At 65.6% G+C, this 21500-nt stretch carries 19 protein-coding genes and 1 other RNA gene; 7 read left to right on the forward strand and 13 right to left on the reverse strand.

The window, feature by feature from the left end; all coding sequences use genetic code 11:
• Window positions 1–8 precede the first annotated feature (8 nt).
• Window positions 9–1415, forward strand: a complete 1407-nt coding sequence (locus ACOAPY_RS12065) for a Y-family DNA polymerase (RefSeq protein ID WP_465156794.1) — start codon at window positions 9–11, stop codon at window positions 1413–1415.
• The gene (locus tag ACOAPY_RS12070; protein WP_465153427.1) at window positions 1391–4480 is read left to right on the forward strand and encodes an error-prone DNA polymerase; all 3090 of its coding nucleotides are present in this window, start codon (window positions 1391–1393) and stop codon (window positions 4478–4480) included. Before ACOAPY_RS12065 ends, ACOAPY_RS12070 begins: the two co-directional genes overlap by 25 nt.
• Before the next feature lie 120 nt (window positions 4481–4600).
• Here ACOAPY_RS12070 and ffs read toward each other — a convergent pair.
• An RNA gene (gene ffs / locus ACOAPY_RS12075) (signal recognition particle sRNA small type) lies at window positions 4601–4697 on the reverse strand.
• Window positions 4698–4778: 81 nt separating this feature from the next.
• Window positions 4779–6413: a methyl-accepting chemotaxis protein gene (locus tag ACOAPY_RS12080; RefSeq protein WP_465153428.1), complete on the reverse strand. Its 1635-nt coding sequence runs from the start codon at window positions 6411–6413 to the stop codon at window positions 4779–4781.
• A 149-nt stretch (window positions 6414–6562) separates the two neighbouring features.
• Here ACOAPY_RS12080 and ACOAPY_RS12085 point away from each other — a divergent pair, with 149 nt between their 5' ends.
• The 4 genes from ACOAPY_RS12085 to ACOAPY_RS12100 all read left to right on the forward strand — a co-directional run bounded on the left by ACOAPY_RS12085 (window position 6563) and on the right by ACOAPY_RS12100 (window position 7842).
• Window positions 6563–6871 carry a hypothetical protein gene (locus ACOAPY_RS12085; RefSeq protein ID WP_465153429.1) on the forward strand — a complete coding sequence of 103 codons (309 nt, stop codon included), beginning with the start codon at window positions 6563–6565 and terminating at the stop codon, window positions 6869–6871.
• Complete coding sequence (locus ACOAPY_RS12090; protein WP_465153430.1) at window positions 6853–7053, forward strand: hypothetical protein; 201 nt, start codon at window positions 6853–6855, stop codon at window positions 7051–7053. Before ACOAPY_RS12085 ends, ACOAPY_RS12090 begins: the two co-directional genes overlap by 19 nt.
• A 66-nt stretch (window positions 7054–7119) precedes the next feature.
• Entirely contained in the window at window positions 7120–7398 is a 279-nt protein-coding gene (locus ACOAPY_RS12095) for an HU family DNA-binding protein (RefSeq protein WP_465153431.1), read from the forward strand.
• A gap of 135 nt (window positions 7399–7533) precedes the next feature.
• Complete coding sequence (locus ACOAPY_RS12100) at window positions 7534–7842, forward strand: TRL-like family protein (protein ID WP_021702563.1); 309 nt, start codon at window positions 7534–7536, stop codon at window positions 7840–7842.
• A 36-nt stretch (window positions 7843–7878) separates the two neighbouring features.
• Here the strand turns inward: ACOAPY_RS12100 and ligA are convergent, their stop codons facing one another.
• From ligA to smc, 3 genes are all read right to left on the reverse strand, one after another.
• On the reverse strand, window positions 7879–10236 hold the full coding sequence (gene ligA / locus ACOAPY_RS12105) for an NAD-dependent DNA ligase LigA (protein WP_465153432.1): 2358 nt from the start codon (window positions 10234–10236) through the stop codon (window positions 7879–7881).
• Between the two features lie 68 nt (window positions 10237–10304).
• Complete coding sequence (gene zipA, locus ACOAPY_RS12110) at window positions 10305–11117, reverse strand: cell division protein ZipA (protein ID WP_076426536.1); 813 nt, start codon at window positions 11115–11117, stop codon at window positions 10305–10307.
• Window positions 11118–11291: 174 nt separating this feature from the next.
• Entirely contained in the window at window positions 11292–14780 is a 3489-nt protein-coding gene (smc, locus tag ACOAPY_RS12115; protein WP_465153433.1) for a chromosome segregation protein SMC, read from the reverse strand.
• A 174-nt stretch (window positions 14781–14954) separates the two neighbouring features.
• On the opposite strand from smc, the gene ACOAPY_RS12120 reads away from it, so the two are divergent.
• Window positions 14955–15569, forward strand: a complete 615-nt coding sequence (locus ACOAPY_RS12120) for an HD domain-containing protein (RefSeq protein ID WP_465153434.1) — start codon at window positions 14955–14957, stop codon at window positions 15567–15569.
• Here ACOAPY_RS12120 and ACOAPY_RS12125 read toward each other — a convergent pair.
• The 8 genes from ACOAPY_RS12125 to ACOAPY_RS12160 are packed head-to-tail and all read right to left on the reverse strand — an operon-like array spanning window position 15566 to window position 21450.
• Window positions 15566–15883, reverse strand: coding sequence for a hypothetical protein (locus ACOAPY_RS12125; RefSeq protein ID WP_465153435.1), 318 nt, complete (start codon window positions 15881–15883; stop codon window positions 15566–15568). The two genes, ACOAPY_RS12120 and ACOAPY_RS12125, sit on opposite strands and share 4 nt — an antisense overlap.
• The gene (ccmI, locus tag ACOAPY_RS12130) at window positions 15880–17076 is read right to left on the reverse strand and encodes a c-type cytochrome biogenesis protein CcmI (protein ID WP_465153436.1); all 1197 of its coding nucleotides are present in this window, start codon (window positions 17074–17076) and stop codon (window positions 15880–15882) included. The genes ACOAPY_RS12125 and ccmI overlap by 4 nt, the downstream gene beginning before the upstream one ends.
• Window positions 17076–17558, reverse strand: a complete 483-nt coding sequence (locus tag ACOAPY_RS12135) for a cytochrome c-type biogenesis protein (RefSeq protein WP_076578453.1) — start codon at window positions 17556–17558, stop codon at window positions 17076–17078. Before ACOAPY_RS12135 ends, ccmI begins: the two co-directional genes overlap by 1 nt.
• Entirely contained in the window at window positions 17555–18088 is a 534-nt protein-coding gene (locus ACOAPY_RS12140; RefSeq protein WP_076426530.1) for a DsbE family thiol:disulfide interchange protein, read from the reverse strand. Before ACOAPY_RS12140 ends, ACOAPY_RS12135 begins: the two co-directional genes overlap by 4 nt.
• Entirely contained in the window at window positions 18085–20058 is a 1974-nt protein-coding gene (locus ACOAPY_RS12145; RefSeq protein WP_076578809.1) for a heme lyase CcmF/NrfE family subunit, read from the reverse strand. Before ACOAPY_RS12145 ends, ACOAPY_RS12140 begins: the two co-directional genes overlap by 4 nt.
• Before the next feature lie 11 nt (window positions 20059–20069).
• Window positions 20070–20525: a cytochrome c maturation protein CcmE gene (gene ccmE / locus ACOAPY_RS12150; protein WP_076426529.1), complete on the reverse strand. Its 456-nt coding sequence runs from the start codon at window positions 20523–20525 to the stop codon at window positions 20070–20072.
• Window positions 20522–20698: a heme exporter protein CcmD gene (gene ccmD / locus ACOAPY_RS12155; RefSeq protein ID WP_465153437.1), complete on the reverse strand. Its 177-nt coding sequence runs from the start codon at window positions 20696–20698 to the stop codon at window positions 20522–20524. Before ccmD ends, ccmE begins: the two co-directional genes overlap by 4 nt.
• Window positions 20695–21450 carry a heme ABC transporter permease gene (locus tag ACOAPY_RS12160; RefSeq protein WP_076578447.1) on the reverse strand — a complete coding sequence of 252 codons (756 nt, stop codon included), beginning with the start codon at window positions 21448–21450 and terminating at the stop codon, window positions 20695–20697. Before ACOAPY_RS12160 ends, ccmD begins: the two co-directional genes overlap by 4 nt.
• Between the last annotated feature and the right edge of the window lie 50 nt (window positions 21451–21500).

Below are 21500 nucleotides of genomic sequence, written 5' to 3' on the forward strand. Positions count from 1 at the left end.
TCGTCGCCATGCGCTGGGCTTGTATCCTCCTGCCGCAACTCGCGCTGGACCATGCGCTACGCCAGCGGGATGACCCGCACACGCCGCTCGCGCTGCTCACCGGGCCGGCCAACCGTCGCGTCATACAGACGCTCAACCCGGAGGCCCGCGAGCTTGGCTTGCGCGCCGGCATGCTCCTGAGCACTGCCCAGCTTCTGAGCCGTGATTTCGCCACTGCCGACTATGACCTGGCGGCCATCGCGCACTGCCAGGGGTTTCTCGCCAGTTGGGCCTACCGCTTCAGTTCGCAGGTCAGCCTGCACTATCCCCGCGCCCTGCTGCTGGAAGTGCAATCCAGCCTCGCCCTGTTCGGCCCCTGGCCTCGCCTGGAGGCCCGCCTGCGCGAGGAACTGGAGCTGCTTGGCTATCAGCGACGCATCGTCCTGGCACCCAACCCGGCGGCCGCTCGCGCCCTGGCCAATGTTCACGACGGCCTGGCCGTGGCAGACGAGGCCACCCTCGCCCAGGCCATCGGCCGCTTGCCGGTACAGCGTGCCGGGCTTGGCCGTGACGAAGCCGAGGCATTGCTGCGCATGGGTCTGCGCAGGCTGGACGCCGTGTTGCGGCTGCCGCGCGAAACCCTGGCACGGCGCTTCCCCGCCAGCCTGCTGGAACATCTCGACCGCCTGTTGGGCCGCCGTCCGCTGGCCCTGGACTTCTACCTGCCGCCGGACGAGTTCAGTACGCGTATCGAGTTGAATTTCGAGGTTCAGTCGCATCAGGCCCTACTCTTCCCACTGCGCCGTGTCATCAGTGATCTGGCCGCCTACCTGGCGGGCCGCGACAGCGGTGTACAGCGCTTCACCCTCATGCTTGAACACCGCAGCGGCGTGCCGACCGGGCTGAACGTCGGCCTGCTCGCCGCCGAACGCGAAGCGGACCGGCTGTTCGAGCTGACCCGCACGCGCCTGGAGCAGCTGCAGCTACCGGCACCGGTATTGGCGTTGCACCTGCAAGCCCGCGACTTGCCGGCCTTCGTACCGCAACGGCGGGAGCTGTTCGAGGCTCGACCACAGCAGAACCTCGGCTGGGAACAGCTACGCGAGCGCCTGCGCGCCCGCCTGGGCGATGATGCCCTGCAGGGTCTCGGTGCACATGCCGACCCGCGGCCCGAACACGCCTGGCGCCCCTATCCCGGCAGAGCACCAACCGAGACTCGCCCACGCCCCGGCTGGTTGCTGGGCGAGCCCGAGGCGCTGCGCGAGGCGCCGCTGCAGCTGCTGGCCGGCCCCGAGCGCATCGAATCCGGCTGGTGGGATGGCGGCGATCTGCGTCGAGACTACTACCGGGCACGGCTGCGCAGCGGCCAGCAGGCCTGGGTGTTCCACGAGCCGGGAACGGACAACCGCTGGTGGCTGCACGGATGGTTCGCATGAGTGGTTACGCCGAACTGCACTGCCTGTCCAACTTCAGTTTCCAGCGTGGGGCCTCCAGCGCCCTGGAGCTGTTCGAGCGCGCCCAGCGCCTGGGCTACCAGGCACTGGCGATCACCGATGAATGCAGCCTGGCCGGCATCGTACGTGCCTGGCAGGCTGCCAGGACCACGGGTGTGCCGCTGATTGTCGGCAGTGAAGTCCGTATCGAGGCAGGCCCCAAGCTGGTTCTTCTGGCCAGTAACCTCACCGGTTATCAGCAGCTCTGCCACCTGATCACCCAGGCCCGGCGCCGCGCAGAGAAAGGCCGCTACCGCCTGCGGCCGGATGACCTGCAAGGCCCGCTCGACGGTCTGCTGGCGATCTGGCTGGCGGACGACGAGCACCGCGCCGGTTCCTGGCTTAAGGAGCGCTTTGGCCAGCGATTGTGGCTGGGTATCGAGCTGCACCGAGGCCCGGATGATGCGTCAAAACTGACCAACCTGCTGGATCTCGCCAAGCACACGGGAATTCCCGCAGTGGCCTGTGGCGATGTGCACATGCATGCCCGCGGCCGCCGCGCCCTGCAGGACTGTATGACGGCCATCCGTCAGCACCTGCCGCTGACCGAGGCCGGGCAATATCTGTTCGCCAACGGCGAGCGTCATCTGCGGCGCCTGGAGGAGCTGCGCGAACTCTACCCGCCCGAGCTGCTGGAAGAGAGCCTGCGCATCGCCGCACGCTGCCGCTTCGATCTGGGTGAGTTGCGCTACCAGTATCCCCATGAGGTAGTTCCCGCCGGTGAGAACCCTACCAGCTGGCTGCGCCGCTTAGTCGAGCAAGGCATACGCACACGCTGGCCGGATGGCGTGGCGCAAAAGGTTCGCGACCAGCTGGAGAAGGAGCTGCAGCTGATTGCCGAACTGAAATACGAGAGCTACTTCCTCACGGTCCACGACATCGTCGCCTTCGCCCGCAGCCAGCACATCCTCTGTCAGGGGCGCGGCTCGGCGGCCAACTCGGCGGTGTGCTTCGCCCTCGGCATCACCGAGCTGGACCCTGGCCGCAGCAACTTGCTGTTCGAGCGCTTCCTGTCGCGCGAGCGCAACGAGCCGCCGGATATCGACGTGGACTTCGAGCACGAGCGTCGCGAGGAAGTCATCCAGTACGTGTTTCGCCGCTATGGCCGCCATCGCGCCGCCCTCACCACCGTGGTCAACCGTTACCACGCCGCTGGCGCCATCCGCGACGTCGCCAAGACCCTCGGCCTCCCGGCCGAACAGCAGAGCGCCCTGGCCGACTGCTGCGGCCGCTGGAGCGACCGCCTGCCCTCGGATGAACGCCTGGGCGAGGCCGGCTTCGACCCACAAAGCCCGCTACTACGCCGCCTTCTGGCGTTGACCGGGCAACTGATAGGCTTCCCTCGCCACCTGTCGCAGCACCCCGGTGGCTTCGTCATCTCCGAGCAGCCGCTGCATGAACTGGTACCGGTAGAGAACACGGCCATGGCCGACCGCACGGTGATCCAGTGGGACAAGGACGACCTGGATGCAGTCGGCCTGCTCAAGGTCGATGTGCTGGCCCTGGGCATGCTCAGTGCACTGCGCCGCTGCTTCGACCTGATCGAAAGCTATCGTGGGCAGCGCTGGACCCTGGCGACGCTACCCCAGGAGGACAAGGCCACCTACGAGATGATCAGCCGGGCCGACACCATCGGCGTATTCCAGATCGAGTCACGGGCACAAATGGCCATGCTGCCGCGCCTGCGTCCACAGTGTTACTACGACCTGGTCATCGAGGTGGCCATCGTCCGCCCCGGCCCGATCCAGGGCGACATGGTTCATCCCTATCTGCGACGCCGCAATCAGGAAGAGGCGGTCACCTACCCCAGCGCTGAACTCAAGCCCGTCTTCGAGCGCACCCTGGGCATTCCCCTGTTTCAGGAACAGGTTATGGAGCTGGCGGTGGTTGCCGCCGGCTATACGCCAGGCGAAGCGGATGACCTGCGCCGCTGCATGGCCGCCTGGAAGCGGCACGGCGGCCTGGAGCCGCACCGGCAAAAGCTCACCCAGGGCATGCTGGAACGAGGCTACAGCCTCGAGTTTGCAGCGTGCATCTTCGAGCAGATCAAGGGCTTCGGCGACTATGGCTTCCCCGAATCACATGCCGCCAGCTTCGCCCTGCTCACTTACGCCAGCAGCTGGTTGAAGTGCCATGAGCCCGCCGCCTTTGTCTGCGCCCTGATCAACAGCTGGCCGATGGGCTTCTACAGCCCCGACCAACTGCTACAGGACGCTCGCCGCCATGCTGTCGAAGTGCGCCCCCTGGATGTGCGGCACAGCACCTGGGACTGCAGCCTGGAGCCGGCCGAGGGAGTAAAACCCGCCATCCGCCTGGGTCTGCGCCTGATCCGCGGACTGCAACAGGCAGACATGCAGCGCCTGATCGCTGCACGACAGCGGCGGCCTTTCTCCGATATCGCCGACCTGTGCCTGCGCGCCGGCCTGGACTCGCGCTGCCGTGCCCTTCTGGCGGACGCCGGAGCCCTGCAAGGTCTGGCCGGCAATCGCCACCAGGCACGCTGGGCGGTAGCCGGCGTAGAGAAACAGGCGCCACTGTTCGCGGGCCTGCCAGCGGAGGCCGAGGTCGCGGTGCAGTTGCCAGCGCCCAGCATCGGCGAAGATGTACTCGGCGACTACGCCAGCAGCGGCACGACTCTCGGCCCACACCCGCTGAGCCTGCTGCGCGGGGAACTGCAGTCACGCCGCTGCCGCAGCGCGGCGGAGCTGCTGCAGATCGGCAACGGCCGCCTGGTCAAGGTCGCCGGCCTGGTCAGAGGCCGCCAGCGCCCGCAGACCGCCAGTGGCATCACCTTCGTCACGCTCGAAGACGAGCATGGCATGGTCAACGTAGTGGTCCGCCACGAACTGGCCGAGCGTCAGCGCCGGGTACTGGTCAGCTCGCAACTGATGCAGGTGGACGGTCATCTGGAAGAAAAGAGCGGCGTACGCCACGTCATCGCCGGCCGCCTGCACGACCTCACGCCACTGCTCGAGGGCCTGGATGTACGCAGCCGGGATTTCCGCTAAGCCCGAGAAGGAGCGGTAAAGGACAGCGCTGATTTGCAGAAGCGCAACGATGGATCACCCTTTGGATCACCTGAGTGACCAAGGCAAGGATCGTCGGCATTCATGGGGATTTGGAGGCGGCCCCACCAGCCACACCCCGGCACACGATGTTCCCGCTATGGCTGCTTCCTTCCGGACCTGACCAGGTTGACGGGTAATCGTTGCGGGGGGACCGATGGGACCACCATAACGAAGCCCGTCGAACGACGGGCCGCGCCATTGTACTGGTAAACCGGGAAGTTACAACCGCTTCAATCACTTACACACGGAAACGACCCACCAGCTGGGCCAGGCCATGCGACAGTTCGGACAGGCGGGCACTGGCCTGGGTGCTCTGCTCGGAAGTCTGTGCCGCCTCGTTGGAAAGGTCGCGGATGTCACTGATGTTGCGTGCGATCTCTTCGGTCACGCTGCTCTGCTCCTCGCAGGCGGTGGCGATCTGCGCGGCCATGTCGTTGATCCGCGCCACCGAGTCACCAGTGGCAGACAACGCGCCATCCACGCCAGCGGCCCGCTCGACGCTGAAGCGCGCTTTTTCGCTGCCGGAGTGCATGGCCTTAACCGCATTGTGCACGCCAACCTGCAGACGCTCGATCATCTGCTGGATATCCTTGGTGGAGTCCTGGGTGCGCGCGGCCAGCGCACGCACCTCGTCGGCCACCACGGCAAAACCGCGGCCCTGTTCACCGGCACGCGCCGCCTCGATGGCCGCGTTGAGTGCCAGCAGGTTGGTCTGTTCGGCAATCCCCTTGATCACCGCCAGTACAGCACCGATGTTGGCTGTCTCCTGCTCCAGAGTCTGGATAGTGTCGGAGGCACTCTCCACCTCATTGGCCAACTGGCGGATGGCGTGGATGGTGGCGCCCACCACCTCGGCACCCTCGCGGGACTGCAGCTCGGCACTGCGCGCCGCATCGGCGGCATTCTGCGCATTGCGCGCTACCTCGTGCACGGCTGCGCTCATCTCGGTGGCAGCCGTGCTGACCTGATCGACCGCCGCATGCTCGCTGGTGATCAGACGATCATTGGCCGCAGCCATGCCAGCCAGTGTCTGAGCAGACTGGGCGACTTCGCCGGTCACCCGGCCAACCTCGCGAATCAGCGGTTGCAGCTTGTCGAGGAAACGGTTGAAAGCGTCGCTCAGCTTGCCCAGTTCATCACGCGAAAGCACCTCCAGGCGCACACGCAAATCGCCATCGCCCTCGGCAATCTGTTCGATGCGATGCAGCAGATTGTGCAGGGGACGAGTCACCAGCAACGGGAAGCCGACTACCAAGACGCAACAAATGAGCAAACCGATGGCAATGATCAGCCCCTGCTGCCAGCTGCGCTCCTCACCCAGGGCAATAGCAGCCTTGCCTTCGGCATTGGCTTCGTTGTCCTCCAGTTCACCGAGCTTGTCGATGGCATCGCGCATCGCCTCGAACTGCGCCTCGCTGTCGCCGTAACTGAGCGCAGACGCTGCAGCGGGGTCCGATTCACTCAGCGCCAGCACCTTGCCGGAGGTGCTCTTCCATTGCGCAAAGCCTGCGTCGAACTTGGCCACCAGCGCCTTGGCCTCGGCACCCGGCTGCATGTCGGCGTACTTGTGCACGCGCTCGTAGGCCTGCTGCAGGTTCTCCGCATGGGAGTCGCGCAGGCTCTGGGCAAACTCGCCAGCCGCTTCGTCGAGCAGGCTGCGTTCGGCCACGAAGGCCTGGTAGAGGTCCCGATCCGCGTTCAACAGCAGGCTGATAGCCGGCAGATAGCGATTGGTCAGGCGCGTGCTGGAATCGGCAACCTGACCAATGCCCTGGACGCCGAGGCTGCCGATAAGCACCAGCAGAACGGCAAGCAGCAGGATTGGCAGAGCGATCTTCCAGCGGAAACCGAGATCGGCAAATAGACGCAACATGATGGGACTCCACGCTTACCAACGTTGTTGTTTGCCTTAAGCATAGCCAGCGCCAGGCAACTGAGGAGGCAGATCATCTTGCGAATACCCTGGCGCCAGCGGCAGCCCAACAGTGATTGACTCTGCGCACTTCCAACTCAAGGATCGCAATGCCTTTGTCACTGACTCGCGGGCTCGGCAATCTAACCAGCCTGATAAGCCTGTCGATGGCTGCCAGTCTGATCATGCTGGGCGGCACCCTGCTGCTGCCGGTACGCGACAACGGCGGCACATTGCTTGGCGGCGTGGGAGGCGAATACGGTTTGTATCTGTTGCTGCTGGCCTTGGGCATGGGCTTCTCCATGACCATGGCGACCGTCGCCCAGTGGCTGATGTATCCGGACAATCGACAGGGGTGCTACTCCTGTCGCCGAGCCGTGACGAGTTGTGGAGCCTGGGGATGGCCAGCCTCCTGCTGACGTCGCCACTGCTCCTGCGCGCCCCGCGACTTCCCAACCCTCTGCGCGCAGGCTTGCTCACCACGCTGGTGCTGCTCTGCAGTCTCGCGTTCTACCTGCTCGCGCTGTTTTTCGACACGCGCTCGGCACCGAGAGAATGCCTTGACCATCTGCAGCGACAAGTCCGCCTGTGCATCGAATGACAGACGCGGAGCGTTACGGCTTTTTGTGCTAGCTTGCCCGCCCACATACACCGACCGGAGCGCCCCATGGCCATCACCAAAGACCAGCTGATTTCCGACCTCGCCGAAGCCTGCGACCTGCAGAAGAGCGACGTGCGCGCCCTGCTCGACCAGCTCGGCGAGATCGTTGCCGATGCCCTGGAGAACGACGGCGAGATAAGCCTGCCAGGCATCGGCAAGCTCAAGGTCAACGAGCGCCCGGCGCGTACCGGCCGCAACCCGGCCACCGGCCAGTCGATCCAGATCGCTGCGAAGAAGACAGTCAAGCTGGTGCCGGCCAAAGCCCTGCTGGATGGCCTTAACTGAGCGGCGCGCCCGCTCAGAACATGAACCAGTCAACGCTGCGGGCACGCACGTTTGCTCCGCAGCCCCTCCTTGGTTAAGGTCGCCGCGAGCCCGGTTTTGGGCCGGGACGTATCAAAAAGCCAAGGATGCTAGAAAATGCTGAAACGTATTCTGACTGCCACTGCCTTCGCCACCCTGCTGAGCGGCTGCGCCAACGGCCTGTCGCCGGTCGGTGTCGGCCTGATCACTGACGTGAAAGGCCCGATCACCGCTACCACCGCCCAGGGCGGCAAGCAGGGCACCTCCTGCGCCACCACCATCATCGGCCTGATCAACAAAGGTGACGCCTCCATCGAGGCCGCCAAGGCCAACGGCAGCATCTCCACCGTGGCCACCGCCGACTACCACACCAAGGGCTTCTACCCCTTCTACGGCAAGACCTGCGTCAACGTCACCGGTCAGTAATGGCCTGGGCCCCGGCGCTCGCCGGGGCCTCCTCGCTCAACGCCCGTAGCCGGCCAGCAGCGCCAGAAACTCCGCTTCATCCATCACCTTCACACCGAGTTCGTTGGCCTTGGCCAGCTTGGAGCCGGCACCCGGCCCCGCCACCACGCAGGCGGTCTTGGCCGACACCGAACCGGCCACCTTGGCCCCCAGGCTCTCCAGCTTCTCCTTGCCGACATCGCGGCTCATAGCCTCCAGCGTGCCGGTCAGCACCCAGGTCTGTCCCGCCAGGGGCAAGCCCTCCACCACCTTCTTCTCGCTTGCCCAGTGCATGCCGAACTCGCGCAGCTGAGCCTCGATCAGGGCGGCGCGCTCGGCATTGGCCGGGATGTCGAAGAAATCGCGCAGCGACTTGGCGGCTTTCTCGTTGAGGCGTTCGACCTGGCGCAGATCCAGCCAGTCGGCCGTGATCACCCCCTGTAGGCTGCCGAACCTGGCCGCCAGCTTCTCCGCGCCGGTGGCGGCGATGAAGGGGATGTTGAGCTTGTCGATGAAGCCCGCCAGGGTCGCACAGGCGGAGAACTCTGGACTGAGGTCGCCCTCCTCCTGAAGCTCGATGCCACGGGCCAGCAGGTCATCGATGACCTTGAGGTTGTGCCCATCCTCGAAGAAGTTGCGGATCTCCGAGGCCACTTCCAGACCGACATCCGGCAGGTAGGTCAGCACCTCCGGCAGGGCCACGCGGATGCGTGCCAGCGAACCCAGCGCGCGAGCCAGCAGCTTGGCGGTTTCCTCACCCACATCCGGGATGCCCAGGGCGTAGATGAAGCGTGCCAGAGTCGGCCTGGCGCTATCGCGGATTGCCGCCAGCAGGTTGCGCGTGGACAGGTCGGCGAAGCCTTCCAGCACCACCACCTGCTCGTAGGTCAGGGTGTAGAGGTCGGCCGGCGAGGCCACTAGGCCGGTGTCGACCAGTTGCTCGACGATCTTGTCGCCCAGGCCCTCAATGTCCAGGGCACGGCGCGAGGCGAAGTGAATGATCGCCTGCTTGAGCTGGGCGGCGCAGGACAGGCGACCGACGCAGCGATAGACCGAACCCTCGCTGGTGGTTTCACGGCCCTTGCTGCGCTTGACCAGCTGGGTGCGCTCGACGGCGGAGCCACACACCGGGCACTGCTCGGGTACATGCACCGGGCGGGCATCGGCCGGGCGGCGCTCGGCCACCACCTGCATCACCTGCGGAATGACGTCGCCGGCGCGGCGGATGATCACGGTGTCACCGATCATCAGGCCCAGGCGCGCGACCTCGTCCATGTTGTGCAGGGTGGCGTTGGAGACGGTGACGCCGGCCACCTTGACCGGTTTCAGGCGTGCCACCGGGGTGACGGCGCCGGTGCGGCCGACCTGGAACTCCACATCGAGCAGCTCGGTGAGCTCTTCCTGGGCCGGGAACTTGTGGGCCAGCGCCCAGTGCGGGGTGCGCGCGCGGAAGCCGAGCTGCTGCTGGTCCTCGATGTTGTTGACCTTGAACACCACGCCATCGATGTCATAGGGCAGCGCCATGCGCCGCTCGCCGATATCGCGGTAGTAGGCCAGGCACTGCTCGATGCCACGCGCCAGCTTCAGCTCGCGACTGATCGGCACGCCCCAGGCCTTGAGCTGTTCGAGCATGCCAACCTGGGTGGCCGGCAGCTCGCCGCTGACCTGGCCGACGCCGTAGCAGCAGAACTCCAGCGGGCGGCTGGCGGTGATCTTCGGGTCGAGCTGGCGCAGGCTGCCGGCGGCCGCATTGCGCGGGTTGGCGAAGGTCTTGGCACCGCTCTCGGCCTGGCGCGCATTCAGCTCGTCAAAGCCGGCTCTGGGCATGTAGACCTCGCCGCGCACTTCCAGCACAGCCGGCCACCCCTCGCCCTTGAGCTTCAGCGGCACGTTGCGAATGGTGCGCACGTTGGCGCTGATGTCCTCGCCGGTGCTGCCGTCGCCGCGGGTGGCACCGCGTACCAGCTGGCCGTCGCGGTACAGCAGGCTGACGGCCAGGCCGTCGAGCTTGGGCTCGCAGCTGTATTCCACCTCGGCGCCGCCACCGAACAAGTCGCCGCCAGAGAGGCCGAGGCCGCCCTGCACGCTGCGGTCGAAGGCTCGCAGGTCCTCCTCCTCGAAGCCGTTGCCCAGGCTGAGCATGGGCACCTCGTGGCGCACCTCGCCGAAGGCGCTGAGCGCCTCGCCACCCACGCGCTGGGTCGGCGACTCCGGCGTCACCAGCTCGGGGTGTTCGGCTTCCAATGCCTGCAGCTCGCGGAACAGGCGGTCGTACTCGGCGTCCGGCACGCTCGGCTCGTCCAGTACGTAATAGCGGTAGTTGTGCTCATCCAGTTCGGCACGAAGTGCGGCAATGCGTTGGGCGGCGTCGGTCATGCTGTGTGGGTCCTGGAAAACGACAAGAGCAGCCTAGGCTGCTCTTGGGATTGCGTAAGCTAGAACGCTTAGCGTTTGCCGGCGAGCTGCTTCTTGCGCTCGAACTCGACGATACGCTGGCGGTAGTGCTCGATGGTCTGCGCGGTCATCACACTGCGCTGGTCGTCCTTCAGCTCACCATTGAGCTCATGAGCGAGCTTGCGTGCGGCGGCGATCATCACGTCGAAGGCCTGCTTCGGATGGCGTGGGCCCGGCAGGCCGAGGAAGAAACTCACCGCCGGGGTGTAGAACAGCTCGAAGTCGTCCAGATCGAAGGTGCCCGGCTTGACGCCGTTGGCCATGGAGAACAGCACTTCGCCGTTGCCGGCCATGCTTTCGTGGCGGTGGAAGATGTCCATCTCGCCAAAGCGCAGGCCGCTTTCCAGAATGTTCTGCAGCAGCGCCGGGCCCTTGAAGCCCTCGGCGTCGCGGGCGATCACATTGATCACCAGCACTTCCTCGACCGGCAGTTGCTCCTTGCTCGATTTGGCGCTGTGCGGCTCGTCTTCATCTTCGACCGGCGTCAGCAGGGTCGGCACCGGCTCGTCGGCATCCAGCCCCAGGTCACCCTGCTTCGGCTCGATGTTGCGCTTGCGATTGAGCTCGCTGGCGCTGACGGTGGGCATATCGGCTTCGTTGAATTCGGGCTCGCGCTTGCGATCGATGACACGGGCAGGGCCCAGCAGATCGGGGTCGGCATCGTCATCCGGCAGGTTGCTGAAACTGTGGTCAAGCTTGAACTTCAGCTTGCCGCTACCGCCCCGCATGCGGCGCCAGCCGTCAAACAGAATGCCGACGATGACGATGACACCAATGACGATCAGCCAATAGCGCAGCTCCATGAAACTCCCAAACCCCTAAACGATGAAAATGTAATGAAAATAAGGGCTTCCTGCCCCTTTGGAACGCGAACAACTGTATGTTTTTACAGGTGATTTTCGCGTGTAACAAAAGTGAGGCCTAAGCTAGCACGACGAACGGTAAATGTGCACCGTGGCAAGGCATTTCCTGATTTTTCAGGCCTCCACCAGCGTCATGGCCTCCTCGACATCCACCGCCACCAGGCGCGAGCAACCCGGCTCGTGCATGGTTACCCCCATCAGCTGATCGGCCATCTCCATGGCGATCTTGTTGTGGGTGATGTAGATGAACTGCACCGTCTCCGACATTTCCTTGACCAGTCGCGCATAGCGGCCGACGTTGGCGTCGTCGAGTGGCGCGTCCACCTCGTCGAGCATGCAGAACGGCGCCGGATTCAGCTTGAAAATGGCGAACACCAGGGCCAGCGCAGTCAGCGCCTTCTCGCCGCCGGACAGCAGGTGAATGGTGCTGTTCTTCTTGCCCGGCGGGCGCGCCATGATCGCCACACCGGTGTCCAGCAAGTCCTCGCCGGTAAGTTCCAGGTAGGCATGGCCGCCACCGAAGACCTTGGGGAACAGCGCCTGTAGACCGGCGTTGATCTGGTCGAAGGTTTCCTTGAAGCGGTTACGAGTTTCCTTGTCGATCTTGCGGATGACGTTTTCCAGCGTCTCCAGCGCCTCCACCAGGTCGGCGTTCTGCGCATCCAGGTAGCGCTTGCGCTCGGACTGCTGCTGGTACTCGTCGATCGCCGCCAGGTTGATCGCACCGAGACGTGCAATGCGCCCAGCCAGCTGCTCCAGCTGCTGGTCCCAGGCCGCCTCGCTGGCGTCGCTGGGCAGAGTGGCGAGCACCCCATGCAGGTCGTAGCCGTCTTCCAGCAACTGGTCCTGTAGGGCCTTGCGCCGCACGTTGAGGCCCTGCCAGTCCATGCGCTGCTGCTCTAGCTGGCCGCGCAGCAGTTGCGCCTGCTGCTCGGCCTGGCTGCGCCGCTTCTCGGCATCACGCAGCTCACGGTCGGCATCTTCCAGGGCCAGGCGCGCGAGCTTGAGCTCGTCCTCGACGCCCATGCGCTTCTCCAGCAGCTCTTCGAGCTTCATGCGCAGCTCTTCCAGCGGCGCGGCGCCCTCCTCCAGGTTCAGCGAGAGCTGCTCGCGGCGCTCGATGGCGCGTTCGAACTGCAGCTCCAGGCGCTCCAGCGCCTGGCGCGTGGACTCGTGCTGAGCCCTGATTGAACCCAGGCGCACGGCCAGCTGATGGGCGTGATCCTTGTGCTGGCGGGCCTCCTGGCGAACCCGATCGAGACGCTCGCGCAACTGGTCGCGGCTGGCCAGCAGTTGCTCGCGCTGCTCGGTATCGGTAGCCATGGCGTCCAGCGCGTCCTGCAGTACCAGACGTGCTTCACCCAGCTGTTCCTGCTCCAGCTCGCGCTGCTCGGCGACCTCGCCCTGCTCTTCGTCCAGACGGCGACGGCGCAACGCCAGTTGCTCGGCCTTGGCCTGACCAGCGGAAAGCCTGGCCTTCAGCTCGCCCTGGCGACGTGCTTCGTCCTGGACCAGGCGGCGCTGCTGTTCGCGCGCGTCTTCCTGCTGGCGCTGGCTGGCCTGCAGACGCTGCAGGGTATCCTCGAGATCGGCCAGGGCCGCCTCGCGTTCATCGCGCTCGGCGTGCAGCCGTTCCAGCTCCTGGCCGCGGGCCAGCACGCCGCTTTCTGCCTCGCTGGCGCGGCGCACGCGCAGGAAATGCCGACCGACCCAGTAGCCGTCGCGGCTGATCAGGCTCTCGCCGTCGCCCAGCTGCAGGCGCTGGGCCAGAGCCTGATCCAGGCTCTCTACCGGGCGTACCCGGCCCAACCAGGGTGCCAGGTCGATACTCGCCTCGACCTTGTCCAGCAGGCTGCCAGCGATGCGCGCACTGCCGGTTTGCGGATTGATCAGGCGCAGCTCGCCCTGGTCGAAACCGCCCAGGCTCAGATGATTGAAATCGTCCAGCAGCACGGCCTGCAGGTCGGCGCCGAGCACCGTCTCCACCGCCAGCTCCCAGCCGCTCTCCACCCGCAGGCCTTCGGCCAGGCGTGGACGGTTGTTCAGCTGGTGTTCGCGCAGCCATTCCGAAGCGCCCTTGCCCGGGTTCAGCGCGGCCTGCTGCAACGCCTCCAGGGAGGCAATACGTCCATTCAGCCGCTGCAGTTCGCCCTGGGCCTGCTGCTGGGCCTGGGTGGCCTGCTGCAGCTCGCCACGCAGCTGTTCGAGGCGTTCGGCCTGGCCGGCTTCGGCGGCATGCAGCTCGTCCAGCTGCAGCTCGCTGGCGGCCAGCTGCTCGGCCAGCTCAAGAATCGCGGCGTCTTCCGGATCAGCAGCCAATTGGGCCAATTCGTCGGCCAGGCGGCGCTGGCGCTCGGCCAGACGCTCCAGGCTCTGCTCCAGCTGGGCAATGCGCGACTGCTGGACTTCGGCCTGGCGGCGCGGTTCGGCACTGCGCTGGTTGAAGCCGTCCCACTGCTCCTGCCAGCCATGCATGGCGCTCTCGGCTTCTTCCAGCGCGGCGGCGGACTCCTCGGCCGCGGCACTGGTGAGTTCCTGCTCGGGCTCGAGCATGGCCAGCTCTTCCGCCAGGGTCGCCAGCAGGGTGCGATCATGGCCCAGGTGCGATTCGGTCTCAAGGCGCGCGCGCTCGGCCTCGTTGAGGTCGTCCTGCAGCTGGCGCAGGCGCTGCTGGCCGTGCTGGATGCTCTGCTCGACGCGCGCGATGTCACCGCCCACCGAATAGAAACGCGCCTGCACCTGGTTGAAGCGCTCAGACAGCTCATGGTGGCCGTCGCGCAGACGCTCGATACTGGCGTCGGCACTGCGCTGCTCGGCCACCAGGGCCTCGTAGGCCACCTCCTGGTCGCCGATCACCTGTTCGCGGCTACCGACCTGCAGGTTCAGCGTCTGCCAGCGCAGGGCCGCCAGCTGGGCCTTGAGCTGACGCTCCTCGGCCTTGTATTCCTGGTACTTCTCGGCGGCCTGGGCCTGGCGGTGCAGGCGTTCGAGCTGACGTTCCAGCTCTTCGCGCAGGTCGGTCAGGCGCGCCAGGTTCTCCTGGGTGCGGCGAATGCGGCTCTCGGTCTCACGGCGGCGCTCCTTGTACTTGGAGATGCCGGCGGCTTCCTCGATGAAATTCCGCAGATCCTCGGGCTTGGCCTCGATCAGCTTGGAAATCATGCCCTGCTCGATGATCGAGTAGCTGCGCGGGCCGAGACCGGTGCCGAGGAAGATGTCGGTGATGTCGCGGCGGCGGCACTTGGTGCCGTTGAGGAAGTAGGTGTTCTGCCCGTCGCGGGTCACCCGGCGGCGGATGGAAATCTCGGCGAACGCCGCGTATTCGCCCACCAGCGAGTTGTCGCTGTTGTCGAAGATCAGCTCGATGGAGGCCTGGGTCACCGGTTTGCGGGTGTTGGAGCCGTTGAAGATGACGTCGGTCATCGACTCGCCGCGGAGGTTCTTCGCCGAACTCTCACCCATCACCCAGCGTACGGCGTCGATGATGTTGGATTTGCCGCAGCCGTTGGGGCCGACCACCGCCGCCATGTTGCTGGGGAAGCTGACCGTGGTGGGGTCGACGAAGGACTTGAAGCCCGCCAGCTTGATGCACTTCAGGCGCATGCCGGACACTCCGGACGGGAACTGCGCAAAACGGGGCTGTCCGCTGCCATAAAGTGCATGGAAATCCTTGAGATAAGGGGCGAAACGGGAAGTCGAGCGAGTGTATCACAGGGGTTTTCGCGGCCAAGAGCATGCCGCGCTATGCTGGGCGCCCCGACTCTGGCGAGGTGAGGAATGCTCTCGGTAACACGCTGGCAAGCGCTCTGGCAGGAACTCGGCGGCACGGCCCCGGCCGGCAGTTTCGCCGAACTGAACGGCGCCTATGGCGCCGCAGACCGCCACTACCATGGCGCGGCGCACATCACCGCCTGCCTGGCTCACCTGAACCACTGGCGCCACCTGGCCGCAGACGCCGCACTGGTGGAAATGGCGCTGTGGACCCATGACCTGGTCTACGACACCCGCCGCCAGGACAACGAAGCGGCCAGCGCCGAGCGCGCCTGCCAGTGGCTGGCGGACGCCGGCCTCGGTGTGCACGCTGACGCCCTGCGCGAGATGATCCTCGCCACCCGCCATCAGCAGCCGCCGACGGACAGTGACGCGGCGCTGGTGGTGGATATCGATCTGTCGACCCTGGGCAGCACCACGCAGGTGTACGCCGGCTACGAAGCCGCCGTGCGCCGGGAATACGCCTGGGTGCCGGAACCCCTGTTCCGCGCCGGTCGGGCCCGATTGCTGCGCCAGCTGCTGGCCATGCCGGTGCTATACCATCACGCGCCGCTGGCCGCACAGTGGGAAGCGCCGGCCCGGCGCAACCTGCAGGCTGCGCTGGCGGCGCTGGAAAGCTAGTTGCTGAAGGTACGCCCGAGGCCGGCGGGCACGCCGCTGCTGTCGGTCGGCTGCCAGGGACCATTGGGCGTGCTGGACCAGGCCCAGCCGCGGTTCCAGCGATAATAGACGCGCTCGCGGTAGTACAGCTTGCTGCTGCCCTGAATCACGTACACGCCCAGCGCCGGGTCCCAGTAGGCGTTGCCGCCGGGCGGCGGCGCGTAGCGCGGATGGCTCTGCTGGCGCACGGGCTCGTCCGGACCGGGAGCGATACCGGGCTGCAGGGTGCAGCCGCCGAGCACCAGCAGCGTCAGCACCAGCCATGCACGATTCACTGGGCCTGCTCCGGGCTGTCGATCAACAGCGTCTGCGCATCACGGGTGGAGCTGGCAATCGGCTGACCACGGCCGACCCACTCGCCCTGGGTGGCCACGCCGCTGCGCGAAATGCGCGCGACCAACTGTATTTCGGGGAAGCTGGACAGCTTGAGCTGCGCCATCATCGCGTCGGCATCGCTCAGCTCGAGCTGGGCCGGCAGGTCCGCCACCGTCAGGCGCTTGACCGCCAGCGGCATGGGCGGGCCGGAAGCCGCGCGGGCGAAGACGAACACCGCATCGCCTGGCTGCACCTTGGCCCTGACCTCGGGCGCCAGATCGACGCTGACGCGGATCACCGCCATGGACTTGTTGGCCACGGCCTCCGGCAGCGATTGCCCGGCTGCCTGCGCCTGCTCACGGGCCTGGGCGATGCCGCTCTCGATCGAGCTGCGCGACGGATCATCCGCCGGCATCTGCGCCAGCAGACGCTGCCAGTAGCCCACGGCATCGGCAAAACGCTGGTCCTCGAAGGCGGCAATGCCGAGCAGACCCAGGCTGGTGACTTCGTTGGGGTCTTGACGCAGGGCCTCGTCGGTCAGCGCCTGGAGCTGCTCGCTCCACTGCTTGCCGCTGGCGAAGTACAGAGCCTGAGCCCACTGCCCCAGCAACTCGGGCTCGCGCCCGGCCACCCGAATGACCTGTTCAAAGGCCTTGGCCGCCTCGACCGCACGGCCCTCGCCCATGTACAGGCGTCCGAGGAAATACCAGGCCTCGGCCGAATCCGGGTTGTCTTTGACCGCCTGCTCCAGCCGGGCCGCCATCTGCTGCATCGACGGCTGCTCCTGCATGGCCGCCAGTTGCTGACTGGCTCCCCAGTGCCAATAAAGGCCGAACGCCGCACCTGGCACCGCCAGCGCCAGCAGCAGGGGCAGCGCCTTGCCCAGGCGCAGGCCGCGCCCCGGGCCCGCGCCCTCGGTATCGGCCAGCAGCTCGCGCGCCGCCTCGGCCTGGCCGGCGTCGAACTGCTCGACGGTCAGGGTGCCCGCCTCGCGCTGGGCAGTGAGCTCGGCCAGACGCTCCTGATACAGGGCAACGTTCAGCGCGGTGCGATCTTCCTCGGCCTGGGCGCGACGACCGCGCAGCACGGGAACCAGTAGAAAAGCCGTACCAACCAGCAAAAGCAGGCCGACGGCGAGCCAGAATTCGATCATCAGTCTTGGGTATCCCGGTTTTCTGTCAGCAGCGCGTCGAGGCGCTCACGTTCGGCCTTGCTCAGGGCGACCTGCGCCGGCGCCTTCTCCACCTTGCGGCGACGCAGCACCAGCACGCAGAGCACGATGGCACCCACGCCCAGCAGGCCAAAGGGGCCGTACCAGAGCAGCCAGGTGCGACTGTCGAGCGGCGGCTTGTACATCACGAAATCGCCATAACGCATCACCAGGAAATCGACGATTTCCTTGTCGCTACGGCCATCGTCGAGCATGCGATAGATCTCGCGACGCAGGTCGGTGGCAATCGGTGCATTGGAGTCGGCGATGTTCTGGTTCTGGCACTTGGGGCAGCGCAGTTCCTCGGTGAGGCTACGGAAGCGCTCGCGCTCCACCTCGTCGCGAAACTCATAGGTATCGATGGCTGCACGGGCGACACCCACCAGGCTCAAGCCCAGCAGGCAGGCAATCAGCAGGCGCTTCATGGCTTGTCCTCCAGCAGTGCCTGGTAACGCGGCGCAAGTTCCTCGCGCCAGACACGCTCGTCGATAGCCCCCACGTACTTGTGGCGGATGATGCCCTGGGCATCGATCAGGAAGGTCTCGGGAGCGCCATAGACGCCCAGATTGATCCCCAGCGAGCCTTGCGGGTCGGCGATGTTGACCTGGTAAGGGTCGAGGTAGTCCTTGAGCCACTGCCGCGCCGCCACACTGTCATCCTTGTAATTGACGCCATAAATGACCACACCAGCCTTGGCCAGCTGATTGAGCATCTGGTGCTCGGCCTTGCAGGTCGGACACCAGGTGGCCCAGACGTTGACCAGGGCAGGCCCCTTGAGGTCCTTCTCGCTGATCAGGCGCTGCTCATCCTTGAGATCGGGCAGACTGAAGGATGGCAAGGGCTTATCGATCAGTGCCGAAGGCAGCTCCTGCGGGTTGAGGAACAGGCCGCGGTAGAGGAACACCGCCATGCCGAGGAACAACGCCAGCGGCAGCAACAGAGCCAGACGCTTCATGCCGCAGCCTCCTTCATGCCCAGCACGTCACGCACACGGGTACGCACCTTGACCCGGTAGCGCGGGTCGAAGGCCGCCAGCAGCCCACCCAGGCCCATCATCAGGCCGCCCAACCAGATCCAGCGTACATAGGGCTTGATATGCACGCGCACCGCCCACGCCCCGTTCTCCAGCGGCTCGCCGAGAGCGACGTACAGGTCACGGGTGAAGCCCGCGTCGATGCCCGCTTCGGTCATCGGCATCTGCTGCACGGTGTAAAGACGCTTCTCCGGGTGCAACACAGCCACCTCCTCGCCGTTCTCCAGCACGCGCACGGTGCCCTTGTCCGACGTGAAGTTGGGGCCCTCGAAATGCTTCGCTCCCTCGAAGACGAACACGTAGCCGCCCAGTTCCAGCGATTCGCCCGGCGCCAGGCGCAGGTCGCGCTCGGCACTGCTGTGACTGACCAGCACCACGCCGATCGCGCATACGGCCATCCCTAGGTGCGCCATGTGCATGCCCCAGTAGCTGCGGGACAGACTGCGCATTCCCTTGAGCAGCCCCTTATGGCGGCACTTGTCGAGCAAGTCACGGACACTCGCGAGCAGCACCCAGAAGGCCAGCAGGAACACCGCCAGCACGCTCCAGTGGAAGTCACCGAAGGCCCAGCTGGCAAGGAAGCCAAGCACCACTGAACCGATCAGCACCGGCGTGAGCATGCTCAGCAACCACTTAACCGGGGTGTCCTTCCAGCGCACCATCACGCCGACTGCCATGACCAGCATGAGCAGCGCCATCAGCGGCACGAACAAGGCGTTGAAATACGGCGGGCCGACCGAGAGTTTGGCGCCCGTCAGCGCATCCAGAACCAGCGGGTAAAGGGTACCCAGCAGAATCATGGCGGCCGATACCACCAGGACCAGATTGTTGGCCAGCAGGAGCGTCTCGCGCGACCACAGGGCGAACCCCACCTGACTCTTCACCACGGGAGCACGCACGGCGAACAGCGCCAGCGAGGTGCCGACCACAATCAGCAGGAAGATCAAAATGAACACGCCGCGCTCTGGGTCGTTGGCGAAAGCATGGACCGAGGTCAACACACCCGAGCGAACCAGGAAGGTTCCGAGCAGGCTCAGGGAGAAGGCGGCGATGGCCAGCAGCACCGTCCAGCTCTTGAACACACCACGCTTCTCGGTGACGGCCAGCGAGTGGATCAGCGCGGTGCCGACCAGCCAGGGCATGAACGAGGCGTTCTCCACCGGGTCCCAGAACCACCAGCCACCCCAGCCCAGTTCGTAGTAGGCCCACCAGGAGCCGAGGGCGATACCGACGCCGAGGAAGGCCCAGGCAACGATGGTCCAGGGCCGCGACCAACGGGCCCAAGCGGCATCGAGTTTACCGCCGAGCAAGGCGGCGATGGCGAAGGCGAAGGCCACCGAGAAGCCGACGTAGCCCATGTACAGCATCGGCGGGTGGACGATGAGGCCGAAGTCCTGCAGCAGCGGGTTGAGATCACGACCATCCGCCGGGCTGTTCGGCAACAGGCGCTCGAACGGGTTCGAGGTCACGATCATGAACAGCAGGAAGCCGATGCTGATCATGCCCATCACCGCCAGTACACGCGCCAGCATGACTTCCGGCAACTGCCGCGAAAAGATCGCCACCGCGAAGGTCCAGCCGCCGAGGATCAGCGCCCACAGCAGCAGTGATCCCTCGTGAGCCCCCCATACGGCGCTGAACTTGTAATACCAGGGCAAGGCGCTGTTGGAGTTGTTGGCCACGTAGGCGACGGTGAAGTCGTCCACCATGAACGCCCAGGTCAGGCAGGCGAAGGAGATCGCCAGCATGGCAAACTGCCCCCAGGCCGCAGGCTGGGCCAGGCCCATCCACTGACGGTCGCCCAGCCAGGCACCTACCAGTGGCAGGGTCGACTGCACCACGGCCAGGCACAGGGCGAGAATCAGGGCCAGGTGGCCCAGTTCCGGAATCATCAAAGCGGCAGTCATGGCTTGACCTCAGCATCGGCCGGCAGCTTGCCGCTCTCCTTGAGCGCCTTGGTCACTTCCGGCGGCATGTAGTTCTCGTCGTGCTTGGCCAAGACCTCGTCGGCTATCAGCACACCTTCGTCATTCAGCTTGCCGAGCGCGACGATGCCCTGCTCCTCACGGAACAGATCCGGCAGGATGCCGCGGTAACGGATGGTCACGTTCTTGGCAAAGTCAGTCACCACGAACTCGACGTCCAGCGAGTCAGCGGAGCGCTTGACCGAACCCTTGGCCACCATGCCGCCAGCGCGGATGCGGGTGTCCTTGGGCGCCTCACCATTGGCGATCTGGGTCGGGGTGTAGAACAGGTTGATGTTCTCTTGCAACGCACTCAGGGCCAAGCCGACGGCGACGGCGACGCCGAGCACGATGGCCAGAACGATGTACAGGCGTTTCTTGCGGACCGCGTTCACTGTTGTTTCTCCCGGCGCAGACGGCGCGCCTCGTCTTGCAGATAACGTCGACGCGCGAGGATCGGCAGCACCACGTTCAACGCCAGTACCGCCAGGCTGATGGCATAGGCCGACCACACGTAGGGGCCGTGATGGCCCATGGCGAGGAACTCGCCGAAGGACTCGAAACTCATGCCCTGCCCTCCACCAGTCGCGCAACTTCGGCACGTGCCCAGCTGCTGCGGGCCTCGCGCTTGAGTACCTCGGTACGCATGCGGTACAGCAGCGTAGCGCCCAGGAAGCAGTAGAAGCCCAGCACGCAAAGCAGCAGCGGCAGCCACATCTCCATGCTCATGCTGGCCTTGCCGGTGACCTTGAAAGTGGCCGGCTGGTGCAGGGTGTTCCACCACTCCACCGAGTACTGAATGATCGGAATGTTGACCGCGCCCACCAGCGCCAATACCGCACACGCCTTGGCCGCGCTGTCACGGTTGGAGATGGCGTTGCCCAGCGCGATGACGCCGAAATAGAGGAACAGCAGAATCAGCATCGAAGTCAGCCGGGCGTCCCACACCCAGTAGGTGCCCCAGGTCGGCTTGCCCCAGATGGCCCCCGTGATCAGCGCCACGAAGCACAACCAGGCACCGATCGGTGCAGCCTGTTGCAAGGCCACATCGGCCAGTTTCATTTTCCACACCAGCCCCACCAGACCGGCTATCGCCATCATCAGATAGCAAGACTGGGCCAGGAACGCGGCCGGAACATGGATATAGATGATCCGATAGCTATTGCCCTGATACCTCTCCGGTGGTGCGAAGGCCAGCCCCCAGACGATACCGACAGCCAACAGCAACACGGCGGCGGCAGCCAGCCAGGGCAGCCAGCGACCGCTGCGCTCGTAGAACCACTTGGGCGAGCCCCATTGGTGAAACCAGGTCCAGTTCATCGCTCAACTCATCAGTCAACGCCACCGGACACAGTCCGGTCTGACGTCAC

The sequence above is a fragment of the Pseudomonas stagnisoli genome, assembly GCF_048595745.1.
Lineage (GTDB): Bacteria > Pseudomonadota > Gammaproteobacteria > Pseudomonadales > Pseudomonadaceae > Aquipseudomonas > Aquipseudomonas alcaligenes_A.